Here is a 25,769-nt window from a genome sequence, read left to right on the forward strand (position 1 = left end):
ACAAAACGGAACCGCCCTTGGACTTCGACGAGAAGTCCAAGGGCGGCTGCGTGAAAGGGGATTGCGCGGAGCTGCTTGTTACAGGGCCACACCGAGCAGTGCGTCGACGGTGCGCGAGACGAGTCCCGGCGCGCCCTCGTCCGTACCGCCCTCGGACCGCTGCCGCTCGGCCCAGCGGTCGACGGCCGCGAGGGCGGCCGGCGCGTCGAGGTCGTTCGCGAGCGCCTCGCGGACCTCCTCCACCAGGGCGTCGGCCGACGGACCGTCGGGCCGCGACACGGCGGCGCGCCAGCGGCCGAGCCGCTCCAGAGCGTCCTCGAGGACCTGGTCGGTCCACTCCCAGTCCGCGCGGTAGTGGTGCGAGAGCAGCGCGAGCCGGATGGCCGCAGGGTCCACGCCGTCGCGCCGCAGCGCGGAGACGAAGACCAGATTGCCCTTGGACTTGGACATCTTCTCGCCGTTCAGGGCGACCATGCCGGCGTGCACATAGGCCTTGGCCATGGGGAACTCGCCGGTCAGCGCCTGGGCGTGCGAGGCGCCCATCTCGTGGTGCGGGAAGACCAGGTCGGACCCGCCGCCCTGCACGTCGAAGCCCATGCCCAGGTGGTCCAGGGCGATGGCGACGCACTCGATGTGCCAGCCGGGCCGGCCGGGGCCGAGGCTCGCGCCGTCCCAGCTCGGCTCGCCCTCGCGGGCGGCCATCCAGAGCATCGGGTCGAGCGGGTTCTTCTTCCCGGGCCGCTCGGGGTCGCCGCCACGCTCGGCGGAGAGCCGCCGCATCAGTTCGGCGTCGTAGTGCGACACCTCGCCGAAGTGCGGGTCGGCCTCGACGGAGAAGTAGATGTCGCCCTCGAGCTCATAGGCGGCGCCCGCGTCCCGCAGCCGCTCGACGAGCGGCACGATGCCGGGTATCGCCTCGACGGCGCCGATGTAGTGCTGGGGCGGCAGCATCCGCAGAGCGGTCATGTCCTCGCGGAACAGGGACGTCTCGCGCTCGGCGAGCCCGACCCAGTCGATCCCGTCGCGGAGGGCGCGCTCCAGGAGCGGGTCGTCCACGTCGGTCACGTTCTGGACGTAGTGAACCTGCCGCTTGTTGTCGAGCCACACGCGCTGCACGAGGTCGAACGCGTTGTAGGTCGCCGCGTGACCCATGTGGGTCGCGTCGTACGGCGTGATGCCGCACACGTAGATACGGGCGACGGGACCGGGATCCAGGGTCACGGGACCCCCGGTCGCGGTGTCGTGGATCCGGAGGTCGCGGCCCTTGCCGGGCAGGGCGGGGACCTCAGAAGCGGGCCAGGCATGCATGTCTTGAGCGTAACCGGACGCATGTTCCGGATACGAACCGGATCCGGGATCTTGACCGATTAGGCACTCTTGCGATGTGGCGGCGTGCGTGCATGGCGGAACGTACCGGGGCAGAGCGGACCGGGGGCCGCTCGCCGGGCGAACCGACCAGGTCAGACGGGGGGCCAGGGGATGGCGGGCCACTGCCCGGACGGCTCCGGGTGGCGTCCGGTCGCCCGGAGCCTGCCCACCCGGGCGCGGACCGCGTCGATCTCGGCGGCGGTGATCAGTTCCGCCAGCCGGGTGGCGAGAGGGGTGCCCGGCGCGAGGTCGGCGTCCAGCCGGTCGAGCACCGCGGACGCCTCGGCCGGCAGCGGTTCGCCCGCCCAGCCCCACAGCAGCGTGCGGAGCTTGTCGTCGACGTTGAAAGTGACGCCGTGGTCGATGGCGTACAACCGCCCGTCGGGCGCTGGCAGCAGGTGACCGCCCTTGCGGTCACCGTTGTTGATCACCGCGTCGAGCACCGAGAGGCGCCGCAGCGCCGGGTCGTCGGCGTGGACCAGGAGCGCGGTGCGGTCCCCGTCGACCTGGGCGAGGCCGACCGTCTTCCAGCCGTCCCCCGGCTCGTCGTCCTCGACCAGGGCGAGCAGCGAGGTGACCGAGGAGGGAGCCGTCTCGATCCAGAGCTGGCACATGCCCTCGCCGTAGGGCCCGTCGCGCAGGACGGTGGGCGGGACGAGTCCCCAGCCGGTGGCCTCGGACAGTTCGTAGGCGGCGACCTCCCGCTGGGCCAGCGTCCCGTCCGGGAAGTCCCACAGCGGCCGCTCACCGGCGACCGGCTTGTAGACGCAGTGCGCTTCCTCGCCCTCGTACGCGACGGAGCAGTACAGCACCGCGTTGGACGCCTCGCGGACCTGGCCCCGGACGGTCAGCTCGCCCTTGACGAGGAGGTCGAGCACGCTCAGGCCCCCCGTCGGTATCCGTTCTGGCGCGGGCATACGTGTCCTTCCGGGTCGAGCGGCAGGCTGCACAGCGGGCACGGCGGGCGGCCGGCGTTGACCACGTCCAGGGCGCGCTTGGCGAACGCCCTGGCCTGCGCCCCGGTCAGCCGGACCCGGAGCATCGGCGGGCCGTTCTCCTCGTCCTGGAGCAGCCGCTCCTCGGCCTCGGCGAGGTCTTCCTCGGAGTCGACGTCGAGTTCGACGAGCGCCTGCGCCTCGACGATCATGCGCTGGTCCTCGCCGTCCCAGGCCAGGGCCATGGTGCCGACGCGGAACTCCTCCTCCACCGGGGCGTCCAGCGGCGCGGTGTCGGAGATCTCGGCGGGGGCGACGGCCGGCACCGGCGCGTTGCCGCCGGTGCGCCGGACGACCTCGTCGAGCAGTTCGTCGATCCGCTCGGCGAGCGCGGCGACCTGGGTCTTCTCCAGGGCGACGCTGGTGACCCGTCCCGCGGCGGAGGCCTGCAGGAAGAACGTACGGCGGCCAGGCAGCCCGACCGTACCGGCCACGAAGCGCTCCGGCGGGTCGTAGAGGAACACCTGACGGGACACGTTCCTGTCTCCCTTGTGTATCGACGGCCGGGATTCGGCGGCTGTCGGGCTAGCGACGGCAATCGGGCCGTGGGGCCCCGGGGTTGTTCCCGTGGCCGTGCGGCGGCCCGTCCACCCTACTGCGCGAAGCGATCACGGTGCGCCCGCACCGCCCCCTACCTCCGCGGCCCCGTTGCCGCTGTCCTCTCCGGTGCCCTCGCCGGCGGTCTCGCGCGGGGCGAGCGCGCCGAAGTCACCTGTGTCGCCGAGCCGCACCACGAAGGGCCGCAGCCGGGTGTAGCGGATGGCGGTCACCGAGCAGGGGTCCACATGGATCCGCTGGAAGAGGTCGAGGTGCATGCCGAGCGCGTCGGCGACGATCGACTTGATGATGTCGCCGTGCGAGCACATCACATACGCCGCGTCCTCGCCGTGCTCGCGGTCGATCCGCTCGTTCCACTGCCGTACGGCCTCGACGGCACGCGCCTGCATGGCACGCATCGACTCGCCGCCGGGGAAGACGGCCGCCGAGGCGTGGTGCTGGACGATCTCCATCAGCGGCTCGTCGGAGAGCTCGGCGAGCTTGCGCCCGGACCAGTCGCCGTAGTCGCACTCGCCGATCCGGTCCTCGGTGTGGAGCGTCAGCTCCGGGCGCGCGTCGAGCAGTGGCTGCAGGGTCTCCCGGCAGCGCTGGAGGGGGCTGCTGACGGCGGCGGCGAGCGGCACGGAGGCCAGCCGTCCGGGGAGCGCGGCGGCCTGTGCGGCGCCGCGCTCGTCGAGCGCGACCCCGGGGGTCCAGCCCGCGAGGATTCCGGCGGTGTTGGCGGTGGACCGTCCATGACGGACGAGGATCAGCGTGGCCATGCCCGTCAGCCTAGAAGGCCGGGGGCGGACGTGTAGGTGCGAGGTGCCCGGCAGCGGGAAGAATATCCGCCGTGATCGTGGACTGCGCCATTTACCGGGACGGAAGCCGCACGGAAGGACCCTCCGATCTGTCGGACGCGCTCGATGAGGCGCGGGCGGCCGGGGACTCCTTCCTGTGGATAGGGCTGCATGAGCCGACGGAGAAGGAGTTCGCACATGTCTCCGAGGAGTTCGGCCTGCACCCGCTGGCCGTCGAGGACGCCCTGAAGGCCCATCAGCGGCCGAAGATGGAGGTCTACGACGACTCGCTCTTCGTGGTGCTCAAACCGGTGGTGTACGAGCCGGAGAGCGACCGCGTGACCACCGACGAGCTGATGGTGTTCATGGGCGATTCGTTCGTGGTGACCGTCCGGCATGGGGAGAGCGCGCCGCTGGCGGACGTACGCCGGCGGCTGGAGGCCGCGCCGGACGTCCTGCGGCACGGGCCGACGGCCGTGCTGTACGCGGTGAGCGACGCCGTCGTGGACCACTACACGGAGGTGGCGGCCGAGCTCCAGATCGACCTGGAGGAGCTCGAGGCGGAGGTGTTCGCGCCGAGCGGTGGCAATCCGAAGACGACGGCGGCGCGGATCTACACGGCCAAACGGCAGGTACTGGAGTTCCGCCGGGCGACCGGCCCGCTGATGGGCCCGATGGCGCGCCTCGCGGGCGGCACCGTGCCCTTTGTGAACGTCGAGTCGCAGCCCTTCTTCCGGGACGTCAGCGACCACCTCATCCGTGCCAACGAGCAGGTGGAGGGGCTGGACCGGCTGCTGTCGGACGTCCTGTCGGCGCACCTCGCGCAGATGGGGGTGCGGCAGAACGACGACATGCGCAAGATCTCGGCGTGGGCGGCGATGGCCGCGGTGCCGACGATGGTCGCCGGGGTCTACGGCATGAACTTCGAGCACATGCCGGAGCTGGGGTGGGGGTGGTCCTATCCGGCGGTGGTGCTGCTGATGGCCGGTGCGGTGCTCGGTCTCTTCCGGCTGTTCAAGCGGCGGGGCTGGCTCTAGCCGTTCCCGGCCCGCCCGCCCGGTCAGAACGCCGGAGCGGGCTTGGCCGGTCCGCCGAGCGCGTTGCGCCGCTCGGGCATCCTGAGGTCGACCATGCGCCGCCAGCCGCCGGCCCGCTCGAGGGCGTACATGCCGTGGATTCCGGCGGCGAGCGCGGCCGATTTGGCCTTCGGCCAGCCGAGGAGGGGTCCCATGTGGGCCATGACGGCGAGGCTGACGTCGCGGTAGATCCTGATCTCGGTGAGGGCGCACTCGCGCAGGGTGCGCTGGATGGCACGGCCGACCCCGGCGTAAGCGAGGCGCAGCAACTCCTCGTGGCAGTACGACAGATGGTTCGTCTCGTCTTCGCTGATGATCCGGATCGCCTTGCCGACCTCGGGATGATCGCCGAAGTTCTTCATGAGCATGACCATCTGGTCGGCGGCGCGCTGTTCGGTGACGCGGCTGTGCGAGAGGTAGACGAGGATGTCCTCCTCGGTCAGCGGCTCGTCGCGGCGCAGCTTGTCGTGGGCGAGGCCGATGCCGCTCTTCTCGAGCAGCATGGTGTAGTCGGTCTCGGGGGGCACCTCCACCGGCTTCAGACCGCGCTTCTTGAGCAGCGCGTTGAAGATCCGGCCGTGCTTGTCCTCGTCCGCGCCATGCCGGGTGATCTTGGGCGCGAGGTGCCGCATGCTCTCGGGGACGAGTGCGGCGATCCTCGCGTTCTCCCAGCCCCCCTGGGTCTCACCGCTGGCGGCGATGGAGCAGAACAGCTGGAACGAGTCGTCGCTGTCGATGATTTCCTGGAACAGGCTTCGGGCCGAGAGCATCACTGCCACCTCCATGCGGGCGTGCGCATGGAACGAGTGAAATCCGGGACGGGGGGCCCGGCAACAGGTGGGCGCGGTGGCTGCGCCAAAAGAATGACTCCGAGGACGCGCGCGCCAGTAACCCCGGGGGACCGTGACGCGTTGTGCTGCGTGACGGCCGTGGCGGGGAAGACCCCCCGAGCCCCCACCACGGCCGCAGACTTGTTTTCGGCTCTCCCAGCGCGTACCCGGGTCCACACGGTGACCCGGGCACCACGGCCGCAGACTTGTTTTCGGCTCTCCCAGCGCGTCCCCGGGTCCGCACGGTGACCCGGGCACCACGGCCGCAGACTTGTTTTCGGCCCCTCGTTATTACGCCGGCCCCGGCCGATTACGCGAGGCCCGCCCGCTCCAGGGCTTCGGTGCCGGCGCGGAGGGCCGCGAGGCGCTCGTCGAGGGTGAAGCCCGCCGGGGCGAGCGTCAGAGTCGTGACACCGGCCTCCGCGTACGCGCTCATCCGGTCCGCGATCCGCTCCACGGAACCCAGCAGCGTCGTCTGGTCGATCAGCTGCTGCGGCACGGCCGCGGCGGCTCCCGCCTTGTCCCCGGCGAGGTACTTCTCCTGGATCTCGGCGGCTTCCTTCTCATAGCCCATGCGCTGCGCGAGCTGGTTGTAGAAGTTCTGCTTGCGGCTGCCCATGCCACCCACATAGAGCGCGGTGTACGGGCGGAACATGTCGGCGAGGCCCGGGATGTCGTCGCCGAGGGCCACCGCCAGCGTCGGATGGACGTCGAAGCCGTCCATCGTCTTCCCGGCCTTCTCGCGGCCCGCGCGGATGTGGCGGATCGCCGTGTCCTCCAGGTGCTCGGCGGAGGGGAAGATCAGCAGGGCGCCGTCGGCGATCTCGCCGGTCTGCTCCAGGTTCTTGGGGCCGATGGCGGCGATGTAGAGCGGGATGTGCTCCCGCTCCGGGTGCACGGTCAGCTTGATCGGCTTGCCCGGGCCGTCCGGCAGCGGCAGGGTCCAGTGCTCGCCCTCGTACGAGAGCCGCTCGCGGGACATCGCCTTGCGGACGATCTCGACGTACTCGCGGGTGCGGGCCAGCGGCTTGTCGAACTTCACGCCGTACCAGCCCTCGGAGACCTGCGGCCCGGACACGCCTAGGCCCAGCCGGAACCGGCCGCCCGAGAGCGAGTCGAGGGTGGCGGCCGTCATGGCGGTCATCGCCGGCTGGCGGGCCGGGATCTGCATGATCGCCGAGCCGATGTCGATGGACTCCGTCTGCGCGGCGACCCAGGACAGCACCGTGGGGGCGTCGGAGCCGTACGCCTCGGCGGCCCAGCAGACGTCGTAGCCGAGGCGGTCCGCCTCCTGGGCGACCGCGAGGTTGTCGCTGTCCATGCCCGCGCCCCAGTAGCCGAGGTTGATGCCGAGCCGCATAAACGCTCCCTCTTTACTGATCAGTAACGTCCCTGTGGCGGGGACTCTAGCGCGCGGGTGCCGGATCCGTCAGGGGGAGGTTGTCCACAGGCTCTCTCCGCGTGGGGTCTTGGCCAGTAATCTCGCGCCCATGGAGCAGAGGCATCTCGGCCGAACGGGCCTGCGCGTGTCACGGATCGGGCTCGGCACCCTCACCTGGGGCCGGGGTACCGAGGAGCACGACGCCGCCGACCAGTTGAAGGCGTTCTGGGACGCCGGCGGCACGCTGGTGGACACTGCGGACGTGTACGGCGGCGGGGAGGCGGAGTATCTGCTCGGGCAGCTCATAGAGCGGCTCGTGCCCCGGCGGGATCTGGTCATCGCAACCAAGGCGGGCAGCGTGCCGGACCCCGACCCGGGACGGCGGTTCGACGCCTCGCGGGGGCATCTCCTGGCGGCGCTCGACGCCTCCCTCGCCCGGCTCGGCACCGACTACGTCGACCTGTGGCAGATCCATGCCTTCGACCCGCACACCCCGCTGGAGGAGACCCTCCAGGCGCTGGACATCGCGGTGGCCACCGGGCGCGCCCGGTACGCGGGCGTGTCGAACTTCTGCGGATGGCAGCTCGCCAAGGCCGCGACCTGGCAGCTCTCCGCACCGGGGACGCGGACCCGGCTGGCGGCCACGCAGATGGAGTACTCGCTGCTCCAGCGCGGCATCGAGCGCGAGGTGCTGCCCGCCGCACTGGACCTCGGGATCGGGCTGCTGCCGTCCTCGCCCCTGGGGCGCGGGGTGCTGACGGGCAAGTACCGCAAGGCGACTCCGGCCGACTCGAGGGGCGCGTCGGAGACGATGGCGCCGTTCGTGGAGCCGTATCTGGACGACGCGGCGAGCAGGATCGTGGACGCGGTGGCGACGGCGGCGGACGGGCTCGCCGCCACCCCGCTGCAGGTGGCGCTGGCGTGGGTGCGGGACAGACCCGGGGTGACCGCCCCGATCGTGGGCGCGCGCAACGCGCAGCAGCTCGCGGCGGCATTGTCAGTGGAGAGCCTTAGTCTTCCTGACGAGATCTGCCAGGCGCTCGACGACGTGTCGGCGCCCGTGCACCGCTATCCCGATCAGGACTGGAGCACGCTGTGACTGTGCCTTCCCGGGAAACCGCCCCCGGACCCCCGGCCGAGGACGACGCCGTCGAGACCGGCGAGACCGGCGTCGACGCGGAGACGGCCGCGGAGGAGGCCGGGACCCCGGCCGAGGTCGAAACCGAGCCGGGGACCGAGGAGACCGGGGCGGAGAGCGCGGCCGCCGGCGCGGCGGAGAGCGCCGGAGAGGCGGCGGAGGCGGCACAGGAGACGGCTCAGCTGTCCGAGGCCGCGGCCGAGCTGGCCGCCCAGCGGGAGCTGCGTGAGCGGATCGAACAGCGCAAGGCCGAGAAGGCGGGACCGGTCGAGGCGGGCACCAAACTGAGCGGCAAGGCCGCCGACCTGCTCGCGGCGGTACGGGCCGTGGAGAGCGGCGAGAAGTCGGGCAGCGCGTTCTACGACTCCCCCGCGCCCGAGCCCCGGCGTCCCGCACCCCCCGCCGTCACCCCGGCGCGGCCCCCGGTCCCCGAGACGGCGCAGGCGCCCGCCCGCGCCGCCGCTCCCGAGACCCTGGAGTCCGTAAGGGCGGTGCTGGTCCGGGGTGGCGCGCCCGAGTCGCTCGCGGCGAAGGTCGTCGGCGTGCTGGGCGAGTCGGCCGGGGACGTACTGGCCGAGGACCCGTGGCAGCTGCTCTCGGTGCCGGGGGTCCGGCCCGAGCAGGCCGACGGCTTCGCGCGGGCGCTGCTCGGCGATGCCTGCGGCCCGGGCGATCCGCGCCGGGCCACCGCGCTCGTGGGCTGGCTGCTGGAGCGCGCCGCGCTCCAGGGGCACACGGCTCTGGAACTGGCCGCGGTGCGCGCCGCGCTCGCCGAGCGCAAGGTGCCGGACCCGGCCGAGGCAGTGCGGCAGGCCGTCGCCGAAGCCGTGGTGCTGGTGTTCCAGGAGGAGCAGGACGGCCTCGGCTTCGAGGCGCCCGAGGGGGAACCCGGCGAAGAGCCCGGCGACGAAAGCGTCCGAGAGGCACCACCGGCGGAGGAGAGCGGCGAAGCCGCACCGGTGTTGCTGGGCCTCGACCGGTACGCGCTGGCCGAGGAGTCGCTGGCCGACGGGCTCGCCCGGCTCGTCAGGACGGGCCCCTCGGACAGCTGGGACGATGCGGCGGCCGACGCGCCCTCGCCGTCGGCGGCCGAGCTGATCCGCGCGTGCGCCGGTCACGGCCTGGTCGCCCACACGGGCGGCGAAGCGGCCCGTGCCGAGCCGGTCGCGCTGGCCGCCGCCGCGCGCGAACTGGGCTTGCGGACCGTCGTGGCGACACACAGCGACAACGGGGCACGCAGGCTCGGCGCGGCGGCCGGTGCCGTCACCGTGGCCGCTCTGCTGTCGGGGGCGGCCGGGCCGGGGCGGGACGCGGAGGGAGCCTTCGCACTCGATCTCCTGATCGTCCTGGACGCCCCGCAGCTCGACGTGGAGACGGCCGCGATGCTGGTGGAGTCCCTCCCGGACGGCTGCCGACTGGTGCTCAGCGGCGACCCGGGGGTACTCGGGTCGGCGGGAGCGGGCCGGGTGTTCGGGGATGTGCTGGCCGCGCGGGTGTGCCCGCAGATCGCCTCGCGGACGCCTGATCCGGGGCCGATCGGCGAGCTGGTCTCCGGGATCGGGATCGGGGAGCTCAACCCGGTCGAGGCCCCCGGCAAGGAGGTCGTGATCGTCCCCGTCAAGGACGCGGGCGAGGCGGTCCACCGGGCGGTGCAGCTGGTCGCCGACTCGGTGCCCCGGGCCTTTGACATCCCGTCCGAACAGACCCAGGTGATCACCGTGGGGCACGGCGGCTCGGCCGGAACGCGGGCGCTGAACACCGCGCTGAAGCAACGGCTCAACGCGGGCCCCGGCCGGTTCGGCGGTTTCGACCCGGGCGACCGGGTGGCGTACTCACCCGCGCCCGGTCGCACGCTGGCCGGGACCGTCGTCTCGGCGGACGCCGAGGGCCTGCGGCTCGACTGCGCGGGCGACGCCGTCGTCGTACCGAAGGAGCGGGTCGAGTCGGCGGTCCGCCACGGCTGGGCGCTGACCGCGCACCAGGCGGCGGGAATGCGCTGGCCGGCGGCGGTCGTGGTGCTCCCGGGCGACGCCGCGCAGGGGCTGAGCCGCGCCTGGGTGTACACGGCCTTCGGACGTGGTGAGCGCCATCTCTCGGTGGTGCAGGGCGTGGACCAGGCGCTGCCCCGGGCGGTGGCGGCCGGTGCGCCCCAGGACCGTACGACGCGGCTGCGGCCGCTCCTCGAGGGGCTGCTGACCGTGACGCCCGCCGAATAGGGGCCGAAACAAGGACGGGGGGTACCGATGCCGGTACCCCCACCGAATCCCGGGACGCGGGTCAGACGCCTTCGGTGTCGTCCTCCCCGTCGTCCTCGAGGTCGTCGTCGAACACGGCGCTGACGTCGAAGCGGCAGACGATGCTCTCGGGGTCCGCCTGGTCGAAGGGCGTGGTCAGCCACTCTCCGGGGTCGGGCAGTTCCTCGGCGGCGGTGACCCACAGGGTGGAGTCGCCCTCTTCGAGGCCGAACTCCTTGTGACGGGAGGCGATCTCGTCCGGTTCGAACTCGCCGAACAGCACGCCGAGGGCCGCGTGGACGCTGGCCCCGACCGCGGGCACGTCCTGCGTCCCTTGGCCGTCCGGGTCGAGGTCGGCGATGCGCTGCGCCTGGGCGAGCAGGCGGTGAGGCTCCACCACCGCGTAGTCGCGTCGGATCAGCACGCTGAGGGCGTTCGGTTCCTCGGGGCCCGCGTAGGGCGGCATGGAATCGTCGGCGCCGGGGATCTCGAAGGGCGTGACCTCGTCGTACCGGTCGTAGAGCCGCTCGTCGTACGCCTCGGCGGCCGCGGCGAGGGCGTTGAACGCGCTGTAGACGGCCGGGTCGTCATCGCCCGTGCGGCGTTCCACCGCCTCCAGATGACGGTCCAGTGCGGCTTTGACCGCCTCGGCGGCGGCACGTACCTCGGCAGCGGTGGGCTGCGCAGCATCAGACATAGGACAGACGCTATCCGTACAGGGCCTCTGCCCGCACAATAGATGCGATGCCGGAATACGAATTTGTCGACGTGTACGTGCCGCGCGGTGTCTCCCGCAAGGAGGCGACGCGCCTGCTGACCGACCATGCCGAGTACGGACACTGGGAGTTGGACCGCCTGAGCCTGCACCGGGACGGCAGTCGCAGGGTGCGGCTGCGCCGGCGCATCATCCGCCAGATCCGCGCCACCTGGTGAGACCCCGCCCCCGCGATGTGGGACGGAGCACACACGAAGGAGCGGGCCCCGCGACGGCGGGGCCCGCTCAGTGCGCTTGTGGCGCGGACCGCGTTACTGGGCGGACCGGCGGGCGCGGCGGTACAGCACCGCGCCGCCGAGCAGCAGAGCCGCTCCGGCCGGGATCACCGCGGCGAGCGGACCGGAACCGGTCTGCGCGAGCTCCTCGCTGCCGCCGAGCGGCGGCGTGAGGGTCTGCGGGCCGGGCACATTGGGCTCGTTCGGCTCGCCGGGCTTGCCCGGGTGGCCGGGGTTGCCGGGCTCACCGGGGTGACCGGGGTTACCCGGCTCTCCCGGGTGGCCGGGGTTACCCGGCTCTCCCGGGTGGCCGGGGTTACCCGGGTTTCCGGGGTTACCCGGGTTTCCCGGGTTTCCGGGCTCTCCCGGGTGGCCCGGGCGCTCGACGCCCGACCCGTTGGCGCACTCGTTGCCGATGGAGGGGTTGAGCACCCCGACGACGTCCACGGTGTTGCCGCAGGCGTTCACCGGCGCGTGCACGGGGACCTGCACAGTGTTTCCGGACGCGACCCCACCGGAGTTGGTGGTCTTCCCCGACGCGCTCGAACCGGACGCGCTGTGGCCCGGCTTCTTCGAGACATTGGCGCACTTGTTGCCGATCGCGGGATTGAGCACCCCGATGACGTTCACGGTGTTGCCGCAGGCATTCACCGGCGCGTGCACGGGGACCTGCACAGTGTTTCCGGACGCGATTCCCGAAGAATTCGACGTCTCACCACGGGCGTTCGAATCGGCGTGAGCATATCCGCCGCCGAGGGCGAGTACGCCGCCCGCGGCCGCCACAATGATCAGGCCTTTGCGGGTGACCTGTCGCATAGCTTGTTCCCTGCCTTCTAGGCTTCCGAAATGCCGCCGGGCGGATCACCCGGAGGCGAAATACCCACGGGCCCCGGAGCGCATGGCGCGCGCTCCGGGGCCGACCGGGCTCAGACCCTCATGGGTTGAGGCCCAACGTCACTTGATGATGCAGGTGTTGCCGAAGGTGGGGTTCAGCAGCCCGATCACGTTCACCGTGTTGCCGCAAAGGTTCACCGGCACGTGGATGGGGGCCTGGATGACGTTGCCGGAGAGCAGGCCACCGGAGTTGACGGCGGCACCCTGCGCACCAGAGTCGGCAACGGCCATACCGGCGCTCGCGAGCACCAGACCGCCAGTGGCAGCCGCAGCGGCGACAACCTTCTTGATCATGATTCCTCCTTGTTGGCAATGCGGTCCCAGCCGCGGACCGCACCACCTGTAACGAGGGGGAAGTAATCAGGCTACGAGCTTATGAGTTCATTCACCCTTTCCGGTAACGGGCGTACGCACGGGCGAATTTCGGAGTCCCGACGTGGGCCGTTGTCAGGAGGCGTCGATGAAACGGTCGAGTACGCGCGCGCCGAACTTCAGCCCGTCCACCGGAACGCGCTCGTCCACGCCGTGGAACATTCCGGCGAAGTCCAGCTCCGGCGGCAGCTGGAGCGGCGCGAAGCCGAAGCAGCGGATGCCGAGGTCGTCGAAGGACTTGGCGTCCGTACCGCCGGAGAGCATGTACGGGACGGCCCGGGCGATCGGGTCCTCGGCCCGCAGCGCCAGCTGCATGGCGTCCACGAGGTCGCCGTCGAAGCTGGTCTCCAGGGCCTTGTCGCCGTGCACGTCCTCACGCTTCACGCGCGGCCCGAGGATCCGGTCGAGGTCGGCGAGGAACTCGTCCTCGTAACCGGGCAGGAAGCGGCCGTCGACATGGGCGGTGGCCTGGCCGGGGATGACATTGACCTTGTACCCGGCACCGAGCATGGTCGGGGCGGCGGAGTTCCGCAGGGTCGCGCCGATCATCTTGGCGATGCCGCCGAGCTTGGCGAGGGTGGCCTCCATGTCCTCCGGGTCGAGCGGAGTACCCAGCGCGTCGGAGAGCTCGTCGAGGAAGGACCGTACGGTCTTGGTCATCCGCACCGGCCACTGGTGTCGCCCGAGCCGTCCGACGGCCTCGCAGAGCTCGGTGATCGCGTTGTCGTTGTTCGTCATCGAGCCGTGGCCGGCGGTGCCCTCGACGGTGAGGCGCATCCAGTGCATGCCCTTCTGCGCCGTCTCGACGAGATAGAGGCGCAGGTTCTCGTTGACGGTGAACGAGAAGCCGCCGACCTCGCCGATCGCCTCGGTCACCCCGTCGAACAGGTCCCGGTGCTTGTCGACCAGGTACCGGGCGCCGTAGGTGCCGCCGGCCTCCTCGTCGGCGAGGAAGGCGAGCACGATGTCGCGCGGGGGCTTGCGGCCGCTGCGCATCCGGTCCCGGACGACCGCGAGGGTCATCGCGTCCATGTCCTTCATGTCGACGGCACCACGACCCCAGACGCAGCCGTCGGCGATCTCGCCGGAGAAGGGGTGATGCGTCCAGTCCTCGGCGTTGGCCGGCACCACGTCGGTGTGGCCGTGGATGAGGAGTGCGGGCCGGGACGGGTCCTCTCCCTCGATCCTGGCGACGGTGGAGGCGCGCCCCTTGTGGGACTCGATGATCTTCGGATCGAGACCGACCTCGGCCAGCTTCTCGGCGACGTACTCGGCCGCGGCCCGCTCCCCCGGGCCGGAGTGGTCTCCGTAGTTGCTGGTGTCGATGCGGATGAGGTCGCGACAGAGGTCCACGACCTCGTTCTCGGCGGCTCCGCCGTTGCCGCTCCGGGCCGTGTTCGACTCGCTCACGCTGCTTCCTCCCACTGTCACTGCTGGTGGTCCCCCACATCCTCCCGCGCCCCGCCCCTGGACCCAAGGGCGGCCCAGTCCTGTCCTACGCCCGTCACGAGGGTCCCGGGCGGCCCCGCGCCCGGGGCGAAGGGGAGGTGACCGGGGGGTGATCAGGCACCTCTGAATGTTTGCTATGGTTTTCCACGTCGGAACGGCCGCAGGGCCGCGAGACAGACACCTTGTCCGGGTGGCGGAATGGCAGACGCGCTAGCTTGAGGTGCTAGTGCCCTTTATCGGGCGTGGGGGTTCAAGTCCCCCCTCGGACACCATACGAAGACCGGTCGGGCCCTCGGGCCCGGCCGGTCTTTCTGTTGTGGCGGCCCGGTCCGGTGCGTCCGTTCGGCCCACGGCCCGCCCTCTCCTCTTCCCGTTCGATTCCCGTCGACCCGCGCGCCGGTGTGGCAGTGCCGGGTGATCGGGGTACGTACGTACGGTCGTGGCGCGTGGCACAGCGCGTTTCCGCACGAGGATTGAGAGGCAAGGAGGCATGGACGTGGAGAAGTTCTCTCTGGAGGCCGTGGGCCGGGAGCAGCTGAAGGCGGCGCAGGCGGCGGCGTCCGGGCGCAGTGCGACCACCGTGGTGGGCGGCCACGAGCGGATCCTGCGGCAGACGATCGTCGCGATGACGGCCGGGAGCACACAGAGCGAGCACGAGACCGCCGCCGGGGAGGCGACGGTGCTGGTGCGGACCGGGCGGATCCGGCTGGACGCCGAGGGGCATGTGTGGGAGGGCCGCGACGGGGACCTGCTGGTGATGCCGGTGACGTCGCACACGGTGGAGGCGCTGGAGGACTCGGTGTTCCTGCTGACGGTGGCGATGCGCTGACCGGCGGTCGCCGCGGGGCGGCGGATATCGTTCCCGGGTGAGACGCAGAGCGCGGACCCCCGAGGCGCCGCTTCCCCAGCGGGCCGGGATCGACCCGGCGCGGCTCCGGCTGCCCGAGGACCCCGGGGGCGCCTGGGCGACGGTCCGTGACCATCTGGTGGAGCGGTTCGCCGGCGCCATCGGCGTGGAGCGGGTGGACGCGATGCTGAGTGAGGGCCGCTTCGTCGGTACGGACGGGCCGGTGGCGGCCGCGGAGCCGTACCGGCCGGGGATGCGTCTGTGGTTCCACCGCGACTTCCCGCCCGAGGTGCCGGTGCCGTTCGGGATCGGGATCGTGTACCGCGACGAGCGGATCGTCGTCGCCGACAAGCCCCATTTCCTGGCGACGATGCCGCGCGGGCGGCATGTCACCGAGACGGCGCTGGCCCGGCTGCGCCGCGATCTGGGTCTGGAGCGGTTGCAGCCCGCGCACCGGCTCGACCGGCTGACGGCGGGCCTGGTGCTGTTCGTCGTCCGGCCGGAGGACCGGGGGGCGTATCAGACGCTGTTCCGGGACCGGGCGGTGCGCAAGGTCTACGAGGCGGTGGCGCCGTACGACCCCGCTCTGACGCTGCCGGTGACGGTACGCAGCAGGATCGTGAAGGAACGGGGGGTCATGGCGGCGCGGGAGGAGCCGGGCGAGCCGAACAGCGAGAGCCGCGTCGAGCTCATCGGCCACGAGGGCGGGCTCGGCCGGTACCGGCTGCTGCCGGCCACCGGCCGCACCCATCAGCTGCGGGTCCATATGAACCGGCTGGGTGTGCCGATCCTGAACGACCCGGTGTATCCGGTGGTGGCGGAGGACGGGTCGGAGGACTTCTCGCGTCCGCTGCAACTGCTCGCGCGGACACTGGAGTTCACCGACCCGGTCTCGGGCGGGCCGCGGCGGTTCGAGAGCCGGCTTCGGCTCAGTGGCCTCGCTTGATCCGCTCCTCCAGGTGAGGTGCCTCGGCACCGATCGTGGTGGTGTCGCCGTGCCCGGTGCGGGCGACGGTGTCCGGGGGCAGGGTGAGCAGCCGGTCCCGGATCGAGTCGATGATCGTCGGGAAGTGGGAGAAGGAGCGGCCGGTGGCGCCGGGGCCGCCCTGGAAGAGCGTGTCGCCGGTGAAGACCGTCCCGAGGTCGGGGGCGTACAGGCAGACGGCGCCGGGCGCGTGGCCCGGGGTGTGGAGCACGGTCAGGTCGGTGCCGGCGATGGTCAGGGTCTGGCCGTCGGCGAGGTCGCCGTCGGGCGAGTGGCCGGGGTGGGTCTGCTTCCACAGTGGCTGGTCGTCGGGGTGCAGCAGGATCCGCGCGCCGGTGGCGGCGGCAAGGGCCGGGGCCGCGTCGATGTGGTCGTTGTGGGCGTGGGTGCAGACGATGGCCCGCAGGGCGCGTCCGCCGAGGGCGGCGAGGATCGCGGGGGCGTCGTGGGCGGCGTCGACGACGATCGCCTCCGCGTCGTCACCGACGATCCAGACGTTGTTGTCGACGTCCCAGGTGCCGCCGTCGAGGCTGAAGGTGCCCGAGGTGACGAGCCGGTCGATGCGGGCGGTCATCAGAACACCACCACCGAGCGCAGGACGTCGCCCTCGTGCATCCGGGCGAAGGCCTTCTCGATGTCGCCGAGTCCGATGGTCTCGGTGACGAACATGCCGAGGTCGATGCGGCCCTGCTGGTGCAGGTCGATGAGCATCGGGAAGTCGCGGGAGGGCAGGCAGTCGCCGTACCAGGAGGACTTCAGGGAGCCGCCGCGGCCGAAGACGTCGAGGAGGGGGAGTTCGAGCTTCATCTCCGGGGTGGGTACGCCGACCAGGACGACCGTGCCGGCGAGGTCGCGGGCGTAGAAGGCCTGCTGATAGGTCTCGGGGCGGCCGACGGCCTCGATGACGACGTCGGCCCCGAAGCCGCCGGTGAGGGCGCGTACGGCCTCGACGGGGTCGGTGGAGCGGGAGTTCACGGTGTGTGTGGCGCCCATGGCCTTCGCCGTCTCCAGCTTGCGGTCGTCGATGTCGACGGCGATGATCCGGGCGGCGCCCGCGAGCCGGGCGCCGACGACGGCCGCGTCGCCCACCCCGCCGCAGCCGATGACGGCGACGGAATCGCCACGGCCGACGTTGCCGGTGTTGAGGGCGGCTCCGATGCCGGCCATGACGCCGCAGCCGAGGAGGCCGGCGACGGCGGGCGCGACGGCGGGGTCGACCTTGGTGCACTGTCCGGAGGCGACCAGAGTCTTCTCGGCGAAGGCGCCGATTCCCAGGGCGGGCGAGAGTTCCGTGCCGTCGGCGAGGGTCATCTTCTGGCGGGCGTTGTGGGTGTCGAAGCAGTACCAGGGCCGGCCGCGCAGACAGGCCCGGCAGCGGCCGCACACCGCACGCCAGTTGAGGATCACGAAGTCGCCGGGCGCGACGTCGGTGACGCCGTCGCCGACCTCTTCGACGATGCCGGCGGCCTCGTGGCCGAGCAGGAAGGGGAAGTCGTCGTTGATGCCTCCCTGCTTGTAGTGCAGATCGGTGTGACAGACCCCGCACGCCTGGATCTTCACCACCGCTTCGCCGGGCCCCGGGTCGGGGATGACGATCGTCTCCACCCGCACGGGTTCGTTCTTCCCGGGGGCGACAACTCCCTGGACCTGCTGCGGCATCGCGGTCTTCCCTTCCTCGGCAACGCTGTTCGGTACCACTATTACGTGCCATGGCGCGCGAAAGGCCCCTGTGGGAGCGATCTCCCGCAGGGGCCAGGCGCGATGCGCGTGGATCAGTCGTTGTGCGACGCGGCCGCCTGCGCGACGCGCTTGCGGACCAGGTACCAGCCGCCGACCAGCATGACCGCGATGAGCGGCAGGCAGGCGACGGTGGTGCGGCCGATGCCGCCGTCCATCCACATCAGGACCACCACGGAGGCGAGGAAGCCGAGGGTGACGATCTGGGTGTACGGGGCCCAGGGCAGCTGGTAACCGGGGCGGGTGACCCTGCCCTCCTTGGAGCGGCGGTAGAACAGCAGCGAACAGACCATGATCATGGCCCAGGTGCCGAGGATGCCGATGGAGGCGAAGTTGAGCACCAGCTCGAAGGCGTCGCCCGGCATGACGAAGTTCAGTACGACGCCGAGGGCGCCGAAGCCGGCGGTGAGCAGGATGCCGCCGTAGGGCACGCCGCCCTTGTTCATGACGCCGGTGAACTTGGGCGCGGAGCCGGACAGCGACATGGAGCGCAGGATGCGGCCGGTCGAGTACAGGCCGGAGTTCAGGCTGGAGAGCGCGGCCGTGAGGACGACCAGGTTCATCACGCCGGCGCCGCCCGGGATGCCCAGCTTGTCGAAGACGGTGACGAACGGGCTCTGGTCACCGGAGTACGCGGTGTAGGGCAGCAGCAGCGCGAGCAGGACGACCGAGCCGACGTAGAACAGGCCGACCCGCCACATGATCGAGTTGATCGCCTTCGGCATGATCTTCTCGGGGTTCTCGGTCTCACCGGCGGCGACGCCGCACAGCTCGACGGAGGCGTAGGCGAAGACGACACCCTGGACCAGCAGCAGCATCGGCATCACACCGCTGGGGAAGATGCCGCCGTTGTCCGTGATGGTGGCCAGGCCCGGGGTGTGGCCGCCGATGTCGTGCTGGGTGACGACCAGGAAGATGCCGATCAGCATGAAGACGACCAGTGCGCCGACCTTGATGATCGCGAACCAGAACTCCATCTCACCGAAGTACTTCACCGAGATGAGGTTGGCGGTGAGGACCACGGCGAGGGCGATCAGCGCCAGGACCCACTGGGGGACGTCGCTGAACATCGCCCAGAAGTGGGCGTAGGTCGCGGCGGCGGTGATGTCGGCGATGGCGGTCGTCGACCAGTTCAGGAAGTACAGCCAGCCGGCCGTGTAGGCGCCCTTCTCGCCCATGAACTCACGGGCGTAGGAGACGAAGGCGCCGGAGGAGGGGCGGTACAGGACCAGCTCGCCGAGGGCCCGTACGACGAAGAAGGCGAAGACTCCGCAGACCGCGTAAGCGATGAACAGGGAGGGTCCGGCCTGCGCCATGCGGCCACCGGCACCCAGGAAGAGCCCGGTGCCTATGGCGCCGCCGATGGCGATCATGTTGATGTGCCGTGACTTCAGGTCCTTGCGGTACCCGGCGTCACCGGCGTCGATGTGGGGGGACGCTGGGGCCGCCGGTGCGGTGGCGGACAGCGTGTGGTCGGCCGCAGTGAGCGTGCGGTCACTCATGGAGTTGTTCGCCTTCGTGAGGGGATTGCGGTACCCGGCCGTGTCGCCGCGTGATGAGGGGTGGTCATCGCGCGCGGCGGAGGGCCAGCGCACATAGTCACCGGTGAACCGTGATTTTGGCAGTGGCCAATGTCACGAACGGGCAGATCTGAGGTGTTTTTGAGGTTACCGGGTGGTTTACGGCAGGCGTGACCGGGTGCCGCCGACGCCCGAAGGGCCCTACGGAGCCAGGACGTCGAGCTCGTGGAGCGCGCCGACGGCGATCTGCCGGGTCAGCTCCTCGGCGCGGGCCGCGTCCCGCTCGCGCACCGCTTCGGCGACCTGGACGTGGAGGGTGACGGCGGCCGGATCGGGGTCCTCGAACATCACCTGGTGGTGGGTGCGGCCGGTGAGCACCTCGGCGACCACGTCGCCGAGCCGCGCGAACATCTCATTGCCGGAGGCGTTGAGGACGACCCGGTGGAAGGCGATGTCGTGGACGAGGTACGCCTCCAACTGGCGGCCCCGCGAGGTGGCGACCATGCCGAGCGCGTGCTCGGTGAGCTCGCGGCACTGCTCGGGAGTGGCGTGGTCGGCGGCGAGTCCGGCGGCGACGGGCTCGACCGCGGAGCGCAGGACGGTCAGTGAGCGCAGCTGGCGGGGACGGTCGGCGCCGGCCAGCCGCCAGCGGATGACCTGGGGGTCGTAGACGTTCCACTGCGCGGTGGGCAGGACGGTCACGCCGACGCGGCGGCGGGACTCGACCAGGTGCATGGACTCCAGTACGCGCACGACCTCGCGGATCACCGTGCGCGAGACGTCGAAGCGCTGGGCCAGCTCGTCGGTGCGCAGGACGCTCCCCGGCGGGTACTCCCCAGCGGTGATCGCCAGGCCCAGGGTGGCCAGCACGTGCGTATGGAGCCCCTGGGCCGGTGTCGTCATGGGCTCAGCCTATGCGGGAGCCCACTGAGGCCATAAAAAGTATGACTTTAATGTCACAGGCTCTTGAATACGTCGTACCCAATGGGTTTCATATGCGCGACGGACGTCGATGTCGAAGAAGACAGCGAGGCACTCTCCATGAGCACCACCCCTCTTGCCGGCCCTCCGGTCGTCGTCGTGATGGGCGTCGCCGGGACCGGCAAGACCACCATCGGTCCGCTGGTCGCCGAGGCGCTGGGCGTCCCGTACGCCGAGGGTGACGACTTCCACCCGGCGGCCAACGTCGCCAAGATGTCGGCCGGCGTCCCGCTGGACGACGACGACCGGGGCCCCTGGCTCGACGCCATCGGCGCCTGGGCGCACGGGCGGGCCAGGCTCGGCGGGGTGGTGAGCAGCTCCGCGCTGAAGCGGACCTACCGGGACCGGCTGCGCGCTGCCGCCCCCGGCGCGGTCTTCCTCCATCTGACCGGCGACCGGGAGCTGATCGAGCGGCGGATGACCGAGCGCCGGGGCCACTTCATGCCCGCCGCGCTGCTCGACTCCCAGTTCGCCACCCTGCAGCCCTTGCAGGACGACGAGGCCGGCGTCGCCGTGGATGTCTCCGGCACCCCTGAAGAAATCACCGAACGGGCCGTCGCCGCGCTGCGCGCGCTCACAAGCTAAGGACTCACCGTGACCAGTCTCAGCGTCGAGATGCTGGCAGCCGACGCGGCCGAGCCGATCACCTCGGCCGGCAACGCGCAGCTGGGCATCGCCGTGCTCGCGGGCATCGCCGTCATCGTCCTGCTCATCACCGCGTTCAAGCTGCATGCCTTCCTGGCCCTGACCATCGGGTCGCTGGCGCTGGGCGTGTTCGCCGGGGCACCGCTCGCGGCGACCCTGGAGTCCTTCACCACCGGCCTCGGCAAGACGGTCGCCAGCGTGGGCGTGCTGATCGCGCTCGGTGCGATCCTCGGCAAGCTGCTGGCCGACTCCGGCGGCGCCGACCAGATAGTCGACACCATCCTGGCCAGGGCGAGCGGTCGGGCCATGCCCTGGGCGATGGTGCTCATCGCCTCCGTCATCGGGCTGCCGCTCTTCTTCGAGGTCGGCATCGTGCTGCTGATCCCGGTGGTGCTGCTCGTCGCCAAGCGCGGCAACTACTCCCTGATGCGGATCGGCATCCCGGCGCTGGCCGGACTCTCCGTCATGCACGGCCTGATCCCCCCGCACCCCGGCCCGCTCGTCGCCGTCGACGCGATCGGCGCCAACCTCGGGGTCACCCTCGCCCTGGGCGTGCTGGTCGCCGTACCGACGGTGATCATCGCGGGTCCGCTCTTCTCCCGGTACGCCGCACGCTGGGTCGACATCCAGGCGCCCGACCGGATGGTGCCGCAGCGCCCCTCCGAGGATCTGGAGCGCCGCCCCGGCTTCGCCGCCACCGTCGTCACCGTGCTGCTGCCCGTGGCCTTGATGCTGGCCAAGGCGCTGGTGGACATCGTCGTGGACGACCCGGACCACGGTCTGCAGAAGGTCGCCGACGTCATCGGCTCGCCGCTGATCGCGCTGCTGGCGGCCGTCCTGCTCGGCATGTTCACACTGGGCCGGGCCGCGGGCTTCACCAAGGACCGGCTCTCCTCGACCGTCGAGAAGTCGCTCGCCCCGATCGCGGGCGTGCTGCTGATCGTCGGCGCGGGCGGCGGCTTCAAGCAGACGCTGATCGACGCGGGCGTCGGCCGGATGGTCCTCGACTTCTCCAAGAACTGGTCGATCCCCGCGCTGCTCCTCGCCTGGCTGATCGCAGTGGCGATCCGGCTGGCGACCGGCTCGGCGACGGTGGCGACCATCTCGGCCGCCGGTCTGGTGGCACCGCTCGCCGCCGACATGTCGACCTCGCACGCGGCGCTGCTCGTCCTGGCGATCGGAGCCGGTTCGCTCTTCTTCAGCCATGTGAACGACGCAGGGTTCTGGCTGGTGAAGGAGTACTTCGGAATGAGTGTCGGCCAGACGATCAAGACCTGGTCGGTGATGGAGACGATCATCTCGGTGGTGGGCATCGCCTTCGTCCTGCTGCTGTCACTCGTCCTGTAGCCATCCGGGGTGCCGGTCACGGGCCCACTGGCGCTCGACCGATCCGGTGCGCATGCCTCGGCGTGCCTCCGGATCGGCGAGCGCCTTTCCGATGTGCGCGGCGACCACGACGCCGACCGCGAGGGCCAGCCAGTCGTGGACGAAGGTCGCGCCGGAGCGCCACACCAGCGGGGCGAGACCGGTGAACCACATCAGCAGTCCGGTGCCCAGCATCACGAGCACGGCCCCGGCGATCCACCCCGCGTACAGCTTCTGGCCCTTGCTGAACTTGGGCGAGCCGAGCCGGTTCAGCCGGCGCAGATCGGCGCGCAGCGCGCGGGACGCGAGCCCGAGGAGGAGCGGTACGGGCAGGAGCAGCCCGGCCCACCGGTGGACGGTGACCACGGCGGCGCGGCGGCCGACGAGTTCGGCGAGCTGGGGCACGTACAGCGCGGCGGCCGTCACGACGCACAGCAGCGTCAGGGCGGCGGTGGCCGCGTGGACGAGACGCTGCGGGCGGCCGAAACGCTCCACTCGGTCCGGGAGTTCAGACGGTCGGGGTGTCGCTTCGGCCGTTGGACCGGCCGACCCAGGCGTCGACGTCATACCCTCTCTCCTCCCAGTAGCCGGGCCGCACGTCACGGGTGACGGTGATACCGGAGAGCCATTTCGCCGACTTGTAGAAGTACATCGGCGCGACATAGAGGCGGACGGGGCCGCCGTGTGCGTGGCTGAGCGGCTGGTCCCGCATGCGCAACGCCACCAGGACGTCGGGACGGCGGGCCTGCTCGAGGGTCAGGCTCTCGCTGTACGCGCCGTCGAAGCAGGTGAAGCGGACCGCCCCGGCCCCCGGGCTCACTCCTGCCGCGTCGAGCAGGTGCGAGAGCCGTACGCCTTCGAAGGGCGTGCCGGGGACGCGCCAGCCGGTGACGCACTGGACGTCCTGGACCAGCCTCGTGCGGGGCAGCCTCATGAGGTCCGCCAGCGTGTGGTGCGCGGGCCGCTCGACGAGGCCGTCGACGGTGAGGCGGTAGTCGCCCTCGCCCTTGCGGGGTACCGAGGCGGCCACGGAGTAGTACCGAAAGCCACCGCCGTTGGGCAGCAGGCCGGTCAGGCCGGTGGGGTCCTTCCCGGAGGCGGAGCCGAGGAAGGACTCGAGACCGCGCTGGAGGTACGGGGCGGAGACGACACCGGCGGCGCCCAGTCCGAGCATGGACAGCAGGAGCCGGCGGCCGATGGGCGGGCCTTCGCGGTCCCGGGGGTCGTCCGGGGACGCGTCACGGGGTGGGGTCACGGGTCGATTCGAGCACCACGGGGGCCGGAGGGCCAGGGGCGGTGGCGCTTCGTCAGAGTTCCGTCATATTCGGCGGTCGCCCCCGGGGACGCTCGGGTCGGGGCGGACAACCCGGGCGGCCCGCTGCCAGACTGGCGCGCATGTCCAGCCATGAAGCCCTGAAGCCCTTTCTGCTCGCCTTCCCTGGGCCCTTGCGCGATCGGCTCGTCGCGGCCGTGCTGTCCGGCGAGAAGGTCTCGACGACCGGTCTGCTCACCGAGTACGAGATCGAGGACGAGGAACTCCCTCCGGTCGGCGAACGGTCGGCGCTGATCGACTCGGACGGCCGCGAGGTCGCGGTCGTGGAGGTCACCGAGGTGCGGGTGCTGCCGCTCGGCGAGGTCGACCTGGCACACGCCCTCGACGAGGGCGAGGGACACGCGACGGTCGCCGAGTGGCGTGCGGCCCACGAGCGGTTCTGGCACAGCGCGGAGATGCGGGAGGCGCTGGGTGACCCGGAGTTCACGGTCGACGACACGACCCTGGTGGTCGCGGAGCGCTTCCGAGTGGTGGAGCGGCGCGGCGAGGAGCGGGAAGAGGGGTAGGGGTTCACCCGGCTCACGCCGTCGCCGTCGCCGGGGTCGCCGCTCCTCGGCCCCGCTCCGTAGCGGTGCCGAGGGGCGGCCCGGGCCCGAGTGCGTGCCGGGGCTAGGCCACCGCCCTCGCGGCCGCGCGGCCTGCCGCGCGGCCGGAGAAGAGGCAGCCGCCGAGGAAGGTGCCCTCCAAGGAGCGGTAGCCGTGTACGCCTCCGCCGCCGAAGCCGGCCGCCTCTCCCGCCGCGTACACACCGGCCAGGGGCGCCCCGTCCGCCGTCAGGACCCGCGAGGACAGGTCGGTCTCCAGGCCGCCGAGCGACTTGCGGGTCAGGATGTTGAGGCGTACGGCGATCAGCGGGCCGGCCTTCGGGTCGAGGATCCGGTGCGGGGTCGCCGTGCGGATCAGCCTGTCGCCGAGGTATCTCCGGGCCCCGTGGATCGCCGTGACCTGGAGGTCCTTGGTGAAGGGATTGGCTATCTCCCGGTCGCGCGCGACGACTTCGCGGCGCAGTTCCGCCTCGTCGATCAGCGGCTCCCCGGTGAGCGCGTTCATGCCGCGGACGAGCGCGGACAGGTCCTTCTCGACGATGAAGTCGACGCCGTGGTCCATGAACGCCTCGACCGGCCCCGGGACTTCGGCGCGGGCGCGCCCGATGACACCGCGGACCGATCTGCCCGTCAGGTCGGGGTTCTGTTCGGATCCGGAGAGCGCGAACTCCTTGCCGATGATCTTCTGGTCGAGGACGAACCAGGTGTGGTCGTGGCCGGTGCGCATGATGTGTTCGAGGGTGCCGAGCGTGTCGAAGCCGGGGAAGAGCGGGACGGGCAGCCGCCTGCCGCGCGCGTCCAGCCAGAGGGAGGACGGACCGGGCAGGATACGGATGCCGTGCCGGGCCCAGATCGGGTTCCAGTTCTCGATGCCTTCGGTGTAATGCCACATGCGGTCGCGGTTGATGTGGTGCGCGCCGGCACGTTCCGCGATGCCGAGCATCAGACCGTCGACGTGGGCGGGGACCCCGGAGAGCATCCGCCGGGGCGGTGTGCCGAGCCGCTGGGGCCACTGGGACCGTACGAGGTCGTGGTTGCCGCCGATGCCGCCGGAGGTGACGATCACCGCCTGCGCGCGGTACTCGAAGGCGCCGGCCACCTCCCTGCTGCTGGCGGCGCCACGGGCCGCCGCGGAGGGCTCCAGGATTTCGCCGCTGACCGTGTCGACCACGCCGCCGGTGCGGCTCAGGCCGGTGACCCGGTGCCGGAACCTCAGCCGGACCAGTCCCTTGGCCACTCCCGCGCGGACCCGCCGCTCGAAGGGCTCGACGATGCCGGGCCCGGTCCCCCAGGTGATGTGGAAGCGCGGCACCGAGTTGCCGTGGCCGTTGGCGTCGTACCCGCCTCGCTCGGCCCACCCGACGACGGGGAAGAAGCGCACGCCCTGCCCGTGCAGCCAGGCGCGCTTCTCGCCCGCCGCGAAGTCGACGTACGCCTCCGCCCAGCGGCGCGGCCAGTGGTCCTCGTCGCGGTCGAACCCGGCGGTGCCGAGCCAGTCCTGGAGGGCCAGGGCGTGGCTGTCCTTGATCCGCATCCGGCGCTGCTCGGGCGAGTCGACGAGGAAGAGGCCTCCGAAGGACCAGTGCGCCTGGCCGCCGATGGACTGCTCGGGCTCCTGGTCGAGAAGGATCACGCTGCGTCCGGCGTCGACGAGTTCCGCCGCCGCGGCCAGGCCCGCGAGGCCTGCCCCGATCACGATCACATCGGCGTCGTACGCCATGGGCCACGTCCTTCCGGGAGGTGGTCC

General features: G+C 71.4%; 26 protein-coding genes and 1 tRNA gene. 10 read left to right on the forward strand and 17 right to left on the reverse strand.

What is annotated here, in order from left to right; genetic code table 11:
- Window positions 1–78: 78 nt before the first annotated feature.
- The 4 genes from mshC to ACZ5VC_RS29135 all read right to left on the reverse strand — a co-directional run bounded on the left by mshC (window position 79) and on the right by ACZ5VC_RS29135 (window position 3,682).
- Window positions 79–1,308, reverse strand: coding sequence for a cysteine--1-D-myo-inosityl 2-amino-2-deoxy-alpha-D-glucopyranoside ligase (gene mshC / locus ACZ5VC_RS29120; protein ID WP_469122968.1), 1,230 nt, complete (start codon window positions 1,306–1,308; stop codon window positions 79–81).
- Between the two features lie 152 nt (window positions 1,309–1,460).
- Window positions 1,461–2,285, reverse strand: a complete 825-nt coding sequence (locus ACZ5VC_RS29125; RefSeq protein ID WP_469122969.1) for an SCO1664 family protein — start codon at window positions 2,283–2,285, stop codon at window positions 1,461–1,463.
- Window positions 2,249–2,839 carry a DUF3090 domain-containing protein gene (locus ACZ5VC_RS29130; protein WP_468709480.1) on the reverse strand — a complete coding sequence of 197 codons (591 nt, stop codon included), beginning with the start codon at window positions 2,837–2,839 and terminating at the stop codon, window positions 2,249–2,251. Before ACZ5VC_RS29130 ends, ACZ5VC_RS29125 begins: the two co-directional genes overlap by 37 nt.
- A gap of 132 nt (window positions 2,840–2,971) precedes the next feature.
- Complete coding sequence (locus ACZ5VC_RS29135) at window positions 2,972–3,682, reverse strand: histidine phosphatase family protein (RefSeq protein ID WP_469122970.1); 711 nt, start codon at window positions 3,680–3,682, stop codon at window positions 2,972–2,974.
- A 62-nt stretch (window positions 3,683–3,744) separates the two neighbouring features.
- Between ACZ5VC_RS29135 and corA the strand changes: the two genes are divergently transcribed.
- Window positions 3,745–4,737 carry a magnesium/cobalt transporter CorA gene (gene corA, locus ACZ5VC_RS29140; protein ID WP_469123106.1) on the forward strand — a complete coding sequence of 331 codons (993 nt, stop codon included), beginning with the start codon at window positions 3,745–3,747 and terminating at the stop codon, window positions 4,735–4,737.
- A gap of 23 nt (window positions 4,738–4,760) precedes the next feature.
- On the opposite strand, the gene ACZ5VC_RS29145 is transcribed toward corA, so the two are convergent.
- Together ACZ5VC_RS29145 and ACZ5VC_RS29150 are read right to left on the reverse strand one after the other, a co-directional pair.
- Window positions 4,761–5,546 carry a ferritin-like domain-containing protein gene (locus tag ACZ5VC_RS29145; RefSeq protein ID WP_469122971.1) on the reverse strand — a complete coding sequence of 262 codons (786 nt, stop codon included), beginning with the start codon at window positions 5,544–5,546 and terminating at the stop codon, window positions 4,761–4,763.
- A gap of 370 nt (window positions 5,547–5,916) precedes the next feature.
- Entirely contained in the window at window positions 5,917–6,966 is a 1,050-nt protein-coding gene (locus ACZ5VC_RS29150; RefSeq protein WP_468709485.1) for an LLM class F420-dependent oxidoreductase, read from the reverse strand.
- Window positions 6,967–7,096: 130 nt separating this feature from the next.
- On the opposite strand from ACZ5VC_RS29150, the gene ACZ5VC_RS29155 reads away from it, so the two are divergent.
- Both ACZ5VC_RS29155 and ACZ5VC_RS29160 read left to right on the forward strand, forming a co-directional pair.
- On the forward strand, window positions 7,097–8,086 hold the full coding sequence (locus ACZ5VC_RS29155) for an aldo/keto reductase (protein WP_469122972.1): 990 nt from the start codon (window positions 7,097–7,099) through the stop codon (window positions 8,084–8,086).
- Window positions 8,083–10,341, forward strand: a complete 2,259-nt coding sequence (locus ACZ5VC_RS29160) for a helix-hairpin-helix domain-containing protein (protein WP_469122973.1) — start codon at window positions 8,083–8,085, stop codon at window positions 10,339–10,341. The genes ACZ5VC_RS29155 and ACZ5VC_RS29160 overlap by 4 nt, the downstream gene beginning before the upstream one ends.
- A gap of 61 nt (window positions 10,342–10,402) precedes the next feature.
- Here the strand turns inward: ACZ5VC_RS29160 and ACZ5VC_RS29165 are convergent, their stop codons facing one another.
- Window positions 10,403–11,056, reverse strand: a complete 654-nt coding sequence (locus ACZ5VC_RS29165) for a hypothetical protein (RefSeq protein ID WP_469122974.1) — start codon at window positions 11,054–11,056, stop codon at window positions 10,403–10,405.
- Between the two features lie 47 nt (window positions 11,057–11,103).
- On the opposite strand from ACZ5VC_RS29165, the gene ACZ5VC_RS29170 reads away from it, so the two are divergent.
- A complete protein-coding gene (locus ACZ5VC_RS29170; RefSeq protein ID WP_125749393.1) occupies window positions 11,104–11,292 on the forward strand; it encodes a DUF5703 family protein in 189 nt (62 codons plus the stop codon).
- Window positions 11,293–11,385: 93 nt separating this feature from the next.
- On the opposite strand, the gene ACZ5VC_RS29175 is transcribed toward ACZ5VC_RS29170, so the two are convergent.
- The 3 genes from ACZ5VC_RS29175 to ACZ5VC_RS29185 form a co-directional block, all read right to left on the reverse strand.
- Window positions 11,386–12,165, reverse strand: a complete 780-nt coding sequence (locus tag ACZ5VC_RS29175; RefSeq protein ID WP_469122975.1) for a chaplin family protein — start codon at window positions 12,163–12,165, stop codon at window positions 11,386–11,388.
- A gap of 138 nt (window positions 12,166–12,303) precedes the next feature.
- Window positions 12,304–12,537 (reverse strand): chaplin, encoded by a 234-nt coding sequence (locus ACZ5VC_RS29180; protein ID WP_469122976.1) that lies wholly within the window; start codon window positions 12,535–12,537, stop codon window positions 12,304–12,306.
- Window positions 12,538–12,690: 153 nt separating this feature from the next.
- The gene (locus ACZ5VC_RS29185; RefSeq protein WP_469122977.1) at window positions 12,691–14,025 is read right to left on the reverse strand and encodes a M20/M25/M40 family metallo-hydrolase; all 1,335 of its coding nucleotides are present in this window, start codon (window positions 14,023–14,025) and stop codon (window positions 12,691–12,693) included.
- Window positions 14,026–14,248: 223 nt separating this feature from the next.
- Between ACZ5VC_RS29185 and ACZ5VC_RS29190 the strand changes: the two genes are divergently transcribed.
- The 3 genes from ACZ5VC_RS29190 to ACZ5VC_RS29200 all read left to right on the forward strand — a co-directional run bounded on the left by ACZ5VC_RS29190 (window position 14,249) and on the right by ACZ5VC_RS29200 (window position 15,857).
- Window positions 14,249–14,336, forward strand: a tRNA-Leu gene (locus ACZ5VC_RS29190).
- 218 nt (window positions 14,337–14,554) lie between these two features.
- Entirely contained in the window at window positions 14,555–14,893 is a 339-nt protein-coding gene (locus ACZ5VC_RS29195) for a cupin domain-containing protein (RefSeq protein ID WP_468709495.1), read from the forward strand.
- A gap of 37 nt (window positions 14,894–14,930) precedes the next feature.
- Window positions 14,931–15,857 carry an RluA family pseudouridine synthase gene (locus ACZ5VC_RS29200; RefSeq protein WP_469122978.1) on the forward strand — a complete coding sequence of 309 codons (927 nt, stop codon included), beginning with the start codon at window positions 14,931–14,933 and terminating at the stop codon, window positions 15,855–15,857.
- Here ACZ5VC_RS29200 and ACZ5VC_RS29205 read toward each other — a convergent pair.
- From ACZ5VC_RS29205 to ACZ5VC_RS29220, 4 genes are all read right to left on the reverse strand, one after another.
- Entirely contained in the window at window positions 15,841–16,470 is a 630-nt protein-coding gene (locus tag ACZ5VC_RS29205; RefSeq protein ID WP_469122979.1) for an MBL fold metallo-hydrolase, read from the reverse strand. The two genes, ACZ5VC_RS29200 and ACZ5VC_RS29205, sit on opposite strands and share 17 nt — an antisense overlap.
- Window positions 16,470–17,555, reverse strand: a complete 1,086-nt coding sequence (locus ACZ5VC_RS29210) for an S-(hydroxymethyl)mycothiol dehydrogenase (RefSeq protein ID WP_469122980.1) — start codon at window positions 17,553–17,555, stop codon at window positions 16,470–16,472. Before ACZ5VC_RS29210 ends, ACZ5VC_RS29205 begins: the two co-directional genes overlap by 1 nt.
- 113 nt (window positions 17,556–17,668) lie before the next feature.
- Window positions 17,669–19,135 (reverse strand): amino acid permease, encoded by a 1,467-nt coding sequence (locus ACZ5VC_RS29215; RefSeq protein ID WP_469122981.1) that lies wholly within the window; start codon window positions 19,133–19,135, stop codon window positions 17,669–17,671.
- Between the two features lie 219 nt (window positions 19,136–19,354).
- Window positions 19,355–20,056: a FadR/GntR family transcriptional regulator gene (locus ACZ5VC_RS29220; protein ID WP_469122982.1), complete on the reverse strand. Its 702-nt coding sequence runs from the start codon at window positions 20,054–20,056 to the stop codon at window positions 19,355–19,357.
- A 138-nt stretch (window positions 20,057–20,194) separates the two neighbouring features.
- Between ACZ5VC_RS29220 and ACZ5VC_RS29225 the strand changes: the two genes are divergently transcribed.
- Both ACZ5VC_RS29225 and ACZ5VC_RS29230 read left to right on the forward strand, forming a co-directional pair.
- Window positions 20,195–20,719, forward strand: coding sequence for a gluconokinase (locus tag ACZ5VC_RS29225; RefSeq protein ID WP_469122983.1), 525 nt, complete (start codon window positions 20,195–20,197; stop codon window positions 20,717–20,719).
- Window positions 20,720–20,728: 9 nt separating this feature from the next.
- Window positions 20,729–22,126 carry a GntT/GntP/DsdX family permease gene (locus ACZ5VC_RS29230; RefSeq protein ID WP_469122984.1) on the forward strand — a complete coding sequence of 466 codons (1,398 nt, stop codon included), beginning with the start codon at window positions 20,729–20,731 and terminating at the stop codon, window positions 22,124–22,126.
- Here the strand turns inward: ACZ5VC_RS29230 and ACZ5VC_RS29235 are convergent.
- Together ACZ5VC_RS29235 and ACZ5VC_RS29240 are read right to left on the reverse strand one after the other, a co-directional pair.
- Window positions 22,112–22,711, reverse strand: coding sequence for a cytochrome b/b6 domain-containing protein (locus ACZ5VC_RS29235; RefSeq protein WP_469122985.1), 600 nt, complete (start codon window positions 22,709–22,711; stop codon window positions 22,112–22,114). The two genes, ACZ5VC_RS29230 and ACZ5VC_RS29235, sit on opposite strands and share 15 nt — an antisense overlap.
- On the reverse strand, window positions 22,653–23,399 hold the full coding sequence (locus tag ACZ5VC_RS29240; RefSeq protein ID WP_469122986.1) for a molybdopterin-dependent oxidoreductase: 747 nt from the start codon (window positions 23,397–23,399) through the stop codon (window positions 22,653–22,655). Before ACZ5VC_RS29240 ends, ACZ5VC_RS29235 begins: the two co-directional genes overlap by 59 nt.
- Before the next feature lie 140 nt (window positions 23,400–23,539).
- Between ACZ5VC_RS29240 and ACZ5VC_RS29245 the strand changes: the two genes are divergently transcribed.
- The gene (locus tag ACZ5VC_RS29245; RefSeq protein WP_469122987.1) at window positions 23,540–23,983 is read left to right on the forward strand and encodes an ASCH domain-containing protein; all 444 of its coding nucleotides are present in this window, start codon (window positions 23,540–23,542) and stop codon (window positions 23,981–23,983) included.
- 103 nt (window positions 23,984–24,086) lie between these two features.
- Here ACZ5VC_RS29245 and ACZ5VC_RS29250 read toward each other — a convergent pair whose 3' ends face one another.
- A complete protein-coding gene (locus tag ACZ5VC_RS29250; protein WP_469122988.1) occupies window positions 24,087–25,742 on the reverse strand; it encodes an FAD-binding dehydrogenase in 1,656 nt (551 codons plus the stop codon).
- Window positions 25,743–25,769: the final 27 nt, after the last annotated feature.

The sequence above is a fragment of the Streptomyces sp. NPDC033174 genome, assembly GCF_055577795.1.

What these genes read in the sequence shown, in the direction of transcription:
- ACZ5VC_RS29150 (WP_468709485.1), bottom strand. Translation starts at nt 6,966, where the DNA reads ATGCGGCTCGGCATCAACCTCGGCTACTGGGGCGCGGGCATGGACAGC.
- ACZ5VC_RS29175 (WP_469122975.1), bottom strand. Translation starts at nt 12,165, where the DNA reads ATGCGACAGGTCACCCGCAAAGGCCTGATCATTGTGGCGGCCGCGGGC.
- ACZ5VC_RS29135 (WP_469122970.1), bottom strand. Translation starts at nt 3,682, where the DNA reads ATGGCCACGCTGATCCTCGTCCGTCATGGACGGTCCACCGCCAACACC.
- ACZ5VC_RS29225 (WP_469122983.1), top strand. Translation starts at nt 20,195, where the DNA reads ATGAGCACCACCCCTCTTGCCGGCCCTCCGGTCGTCGTCGTGATGGGC.
- ACZ5VC_RS29250 (WP_469122988.1), bottom strand. Translation starts at nt 25,742, where the DNA reads ATGGCGTACGACGCCGATGTGATCGTGATCGGGGCAGGCCTCGCGGGC.
- ACZ5VC_RS29220 (WP_469122982.1), bottom strand. Translation starts at nt 20,056, where the DNA reads ATGACGACACCGGCCCAGGGGCTCCATACGCACGTGCTGGCCACCCTG.
- ACZ5VC_RS29205 (WP_469122979.1), bottom strand. Translation starts at nt 16,470, where the DNA reads ATGACCGCCCGCATCGACCGGCTCGTCACCTCGGGCACCTTCAGCCTC.
- ACZ5VC_RS29125 (WP_469122969.1), bottom strand. Translation starts at nt 2,285, where the DNA reads ATGCCCGCGCCAGAACGGATACCGACGGGGGGCCTGAGCGTGCTCGAC.
- ACZ5VC_RS29235 (WP_469122985.1), bottom strand. Translation starts at nt 22,711, where the DNA reads ATGACGTCGACGCCTGGGTCGGCCGGTCCAACGGCCGAAGCGACACCC.
- ACZ5VC_RS29180 (WP_469122976.1), bottom strand. Translation starts at nt 12,537, where the DNA reads ATGATCAAGAAGGTTGTCGCCGCTGCGGCTGCCACTGGCGGTCTGGTG.
- ACZ5VC_RS29215 (WP_469122981.1), bottom strand. Translation starts at nt 19,135, where the DNA reads ATGAGTGACCGCACGCTCACTGCGGCCGACCACACGCTGTCCGCCACC.
- ACZ5VC_RS29170 (WP_125749393.1), top strand. Translation starts at nt 11,104, where the DNA reads ATGCCGGAATACGAATTTGTCGACGTGTACGTGCCGCGCGGTGTCTCC.
- ACZ5VC_RS29245 (WP_469122987.1), top strand. Translation starts at nt 23,540, where the DNA reads ATGTCCAGCCATGAAGCCCTGAAGCCCTTTCTGCTCGCCTTCCCTGGG.
- ACZ5VC_RS29195 (WP_468709495.1), top strand. Translation starts at nt 14,555, where the DNA reads ATGGACGTGGAGAAGTTCTCTCTGGAGGCCGTGGGCCGGGAGCAGCTG.
- mshC (WP_469122968.1), bottom strand. Translation starts at nt 1,308, where the DNA reads ATGCATGCCTGGCCCGCTTCTGAGGTCCCCGCCCTGCCCGGCAAGGGC.
- ACZ5VC_RS29210 (WP_469122980.1), bottom strand. Translation starts at nt 17,555, where the DNA reads ATGCCGCAGCAGGTCCAGGGAGTTGTCGCCCCCGGGAAGAACGAACCC.
- ACZ5VC_RS29165 (WP_469122974.1), bottom strand. Translation starts at nt 11,056, where the DNA reads ATGTCTGATGCTGCGCAGCCCACCGCTGCCGAGGTACGTGCCGCCGCC.
- ACZ5VC_RS29145 (WP_469122971.1), bottom strand. Translation starts at nt 5,546, where the DNA reads ATGCTCTCGGCCCGAAGCCTGTTCCAGGAAATCATCGACAGCGACGAC.
- ACZ5VC_RS29155 (WP_469122972.1), top strand. Translation starts at nt 7,097, where the DNA reads ATGGAGCAGAGGCATCTCGGCCGAACGGGCCTGCGCGTGTCACGGATC.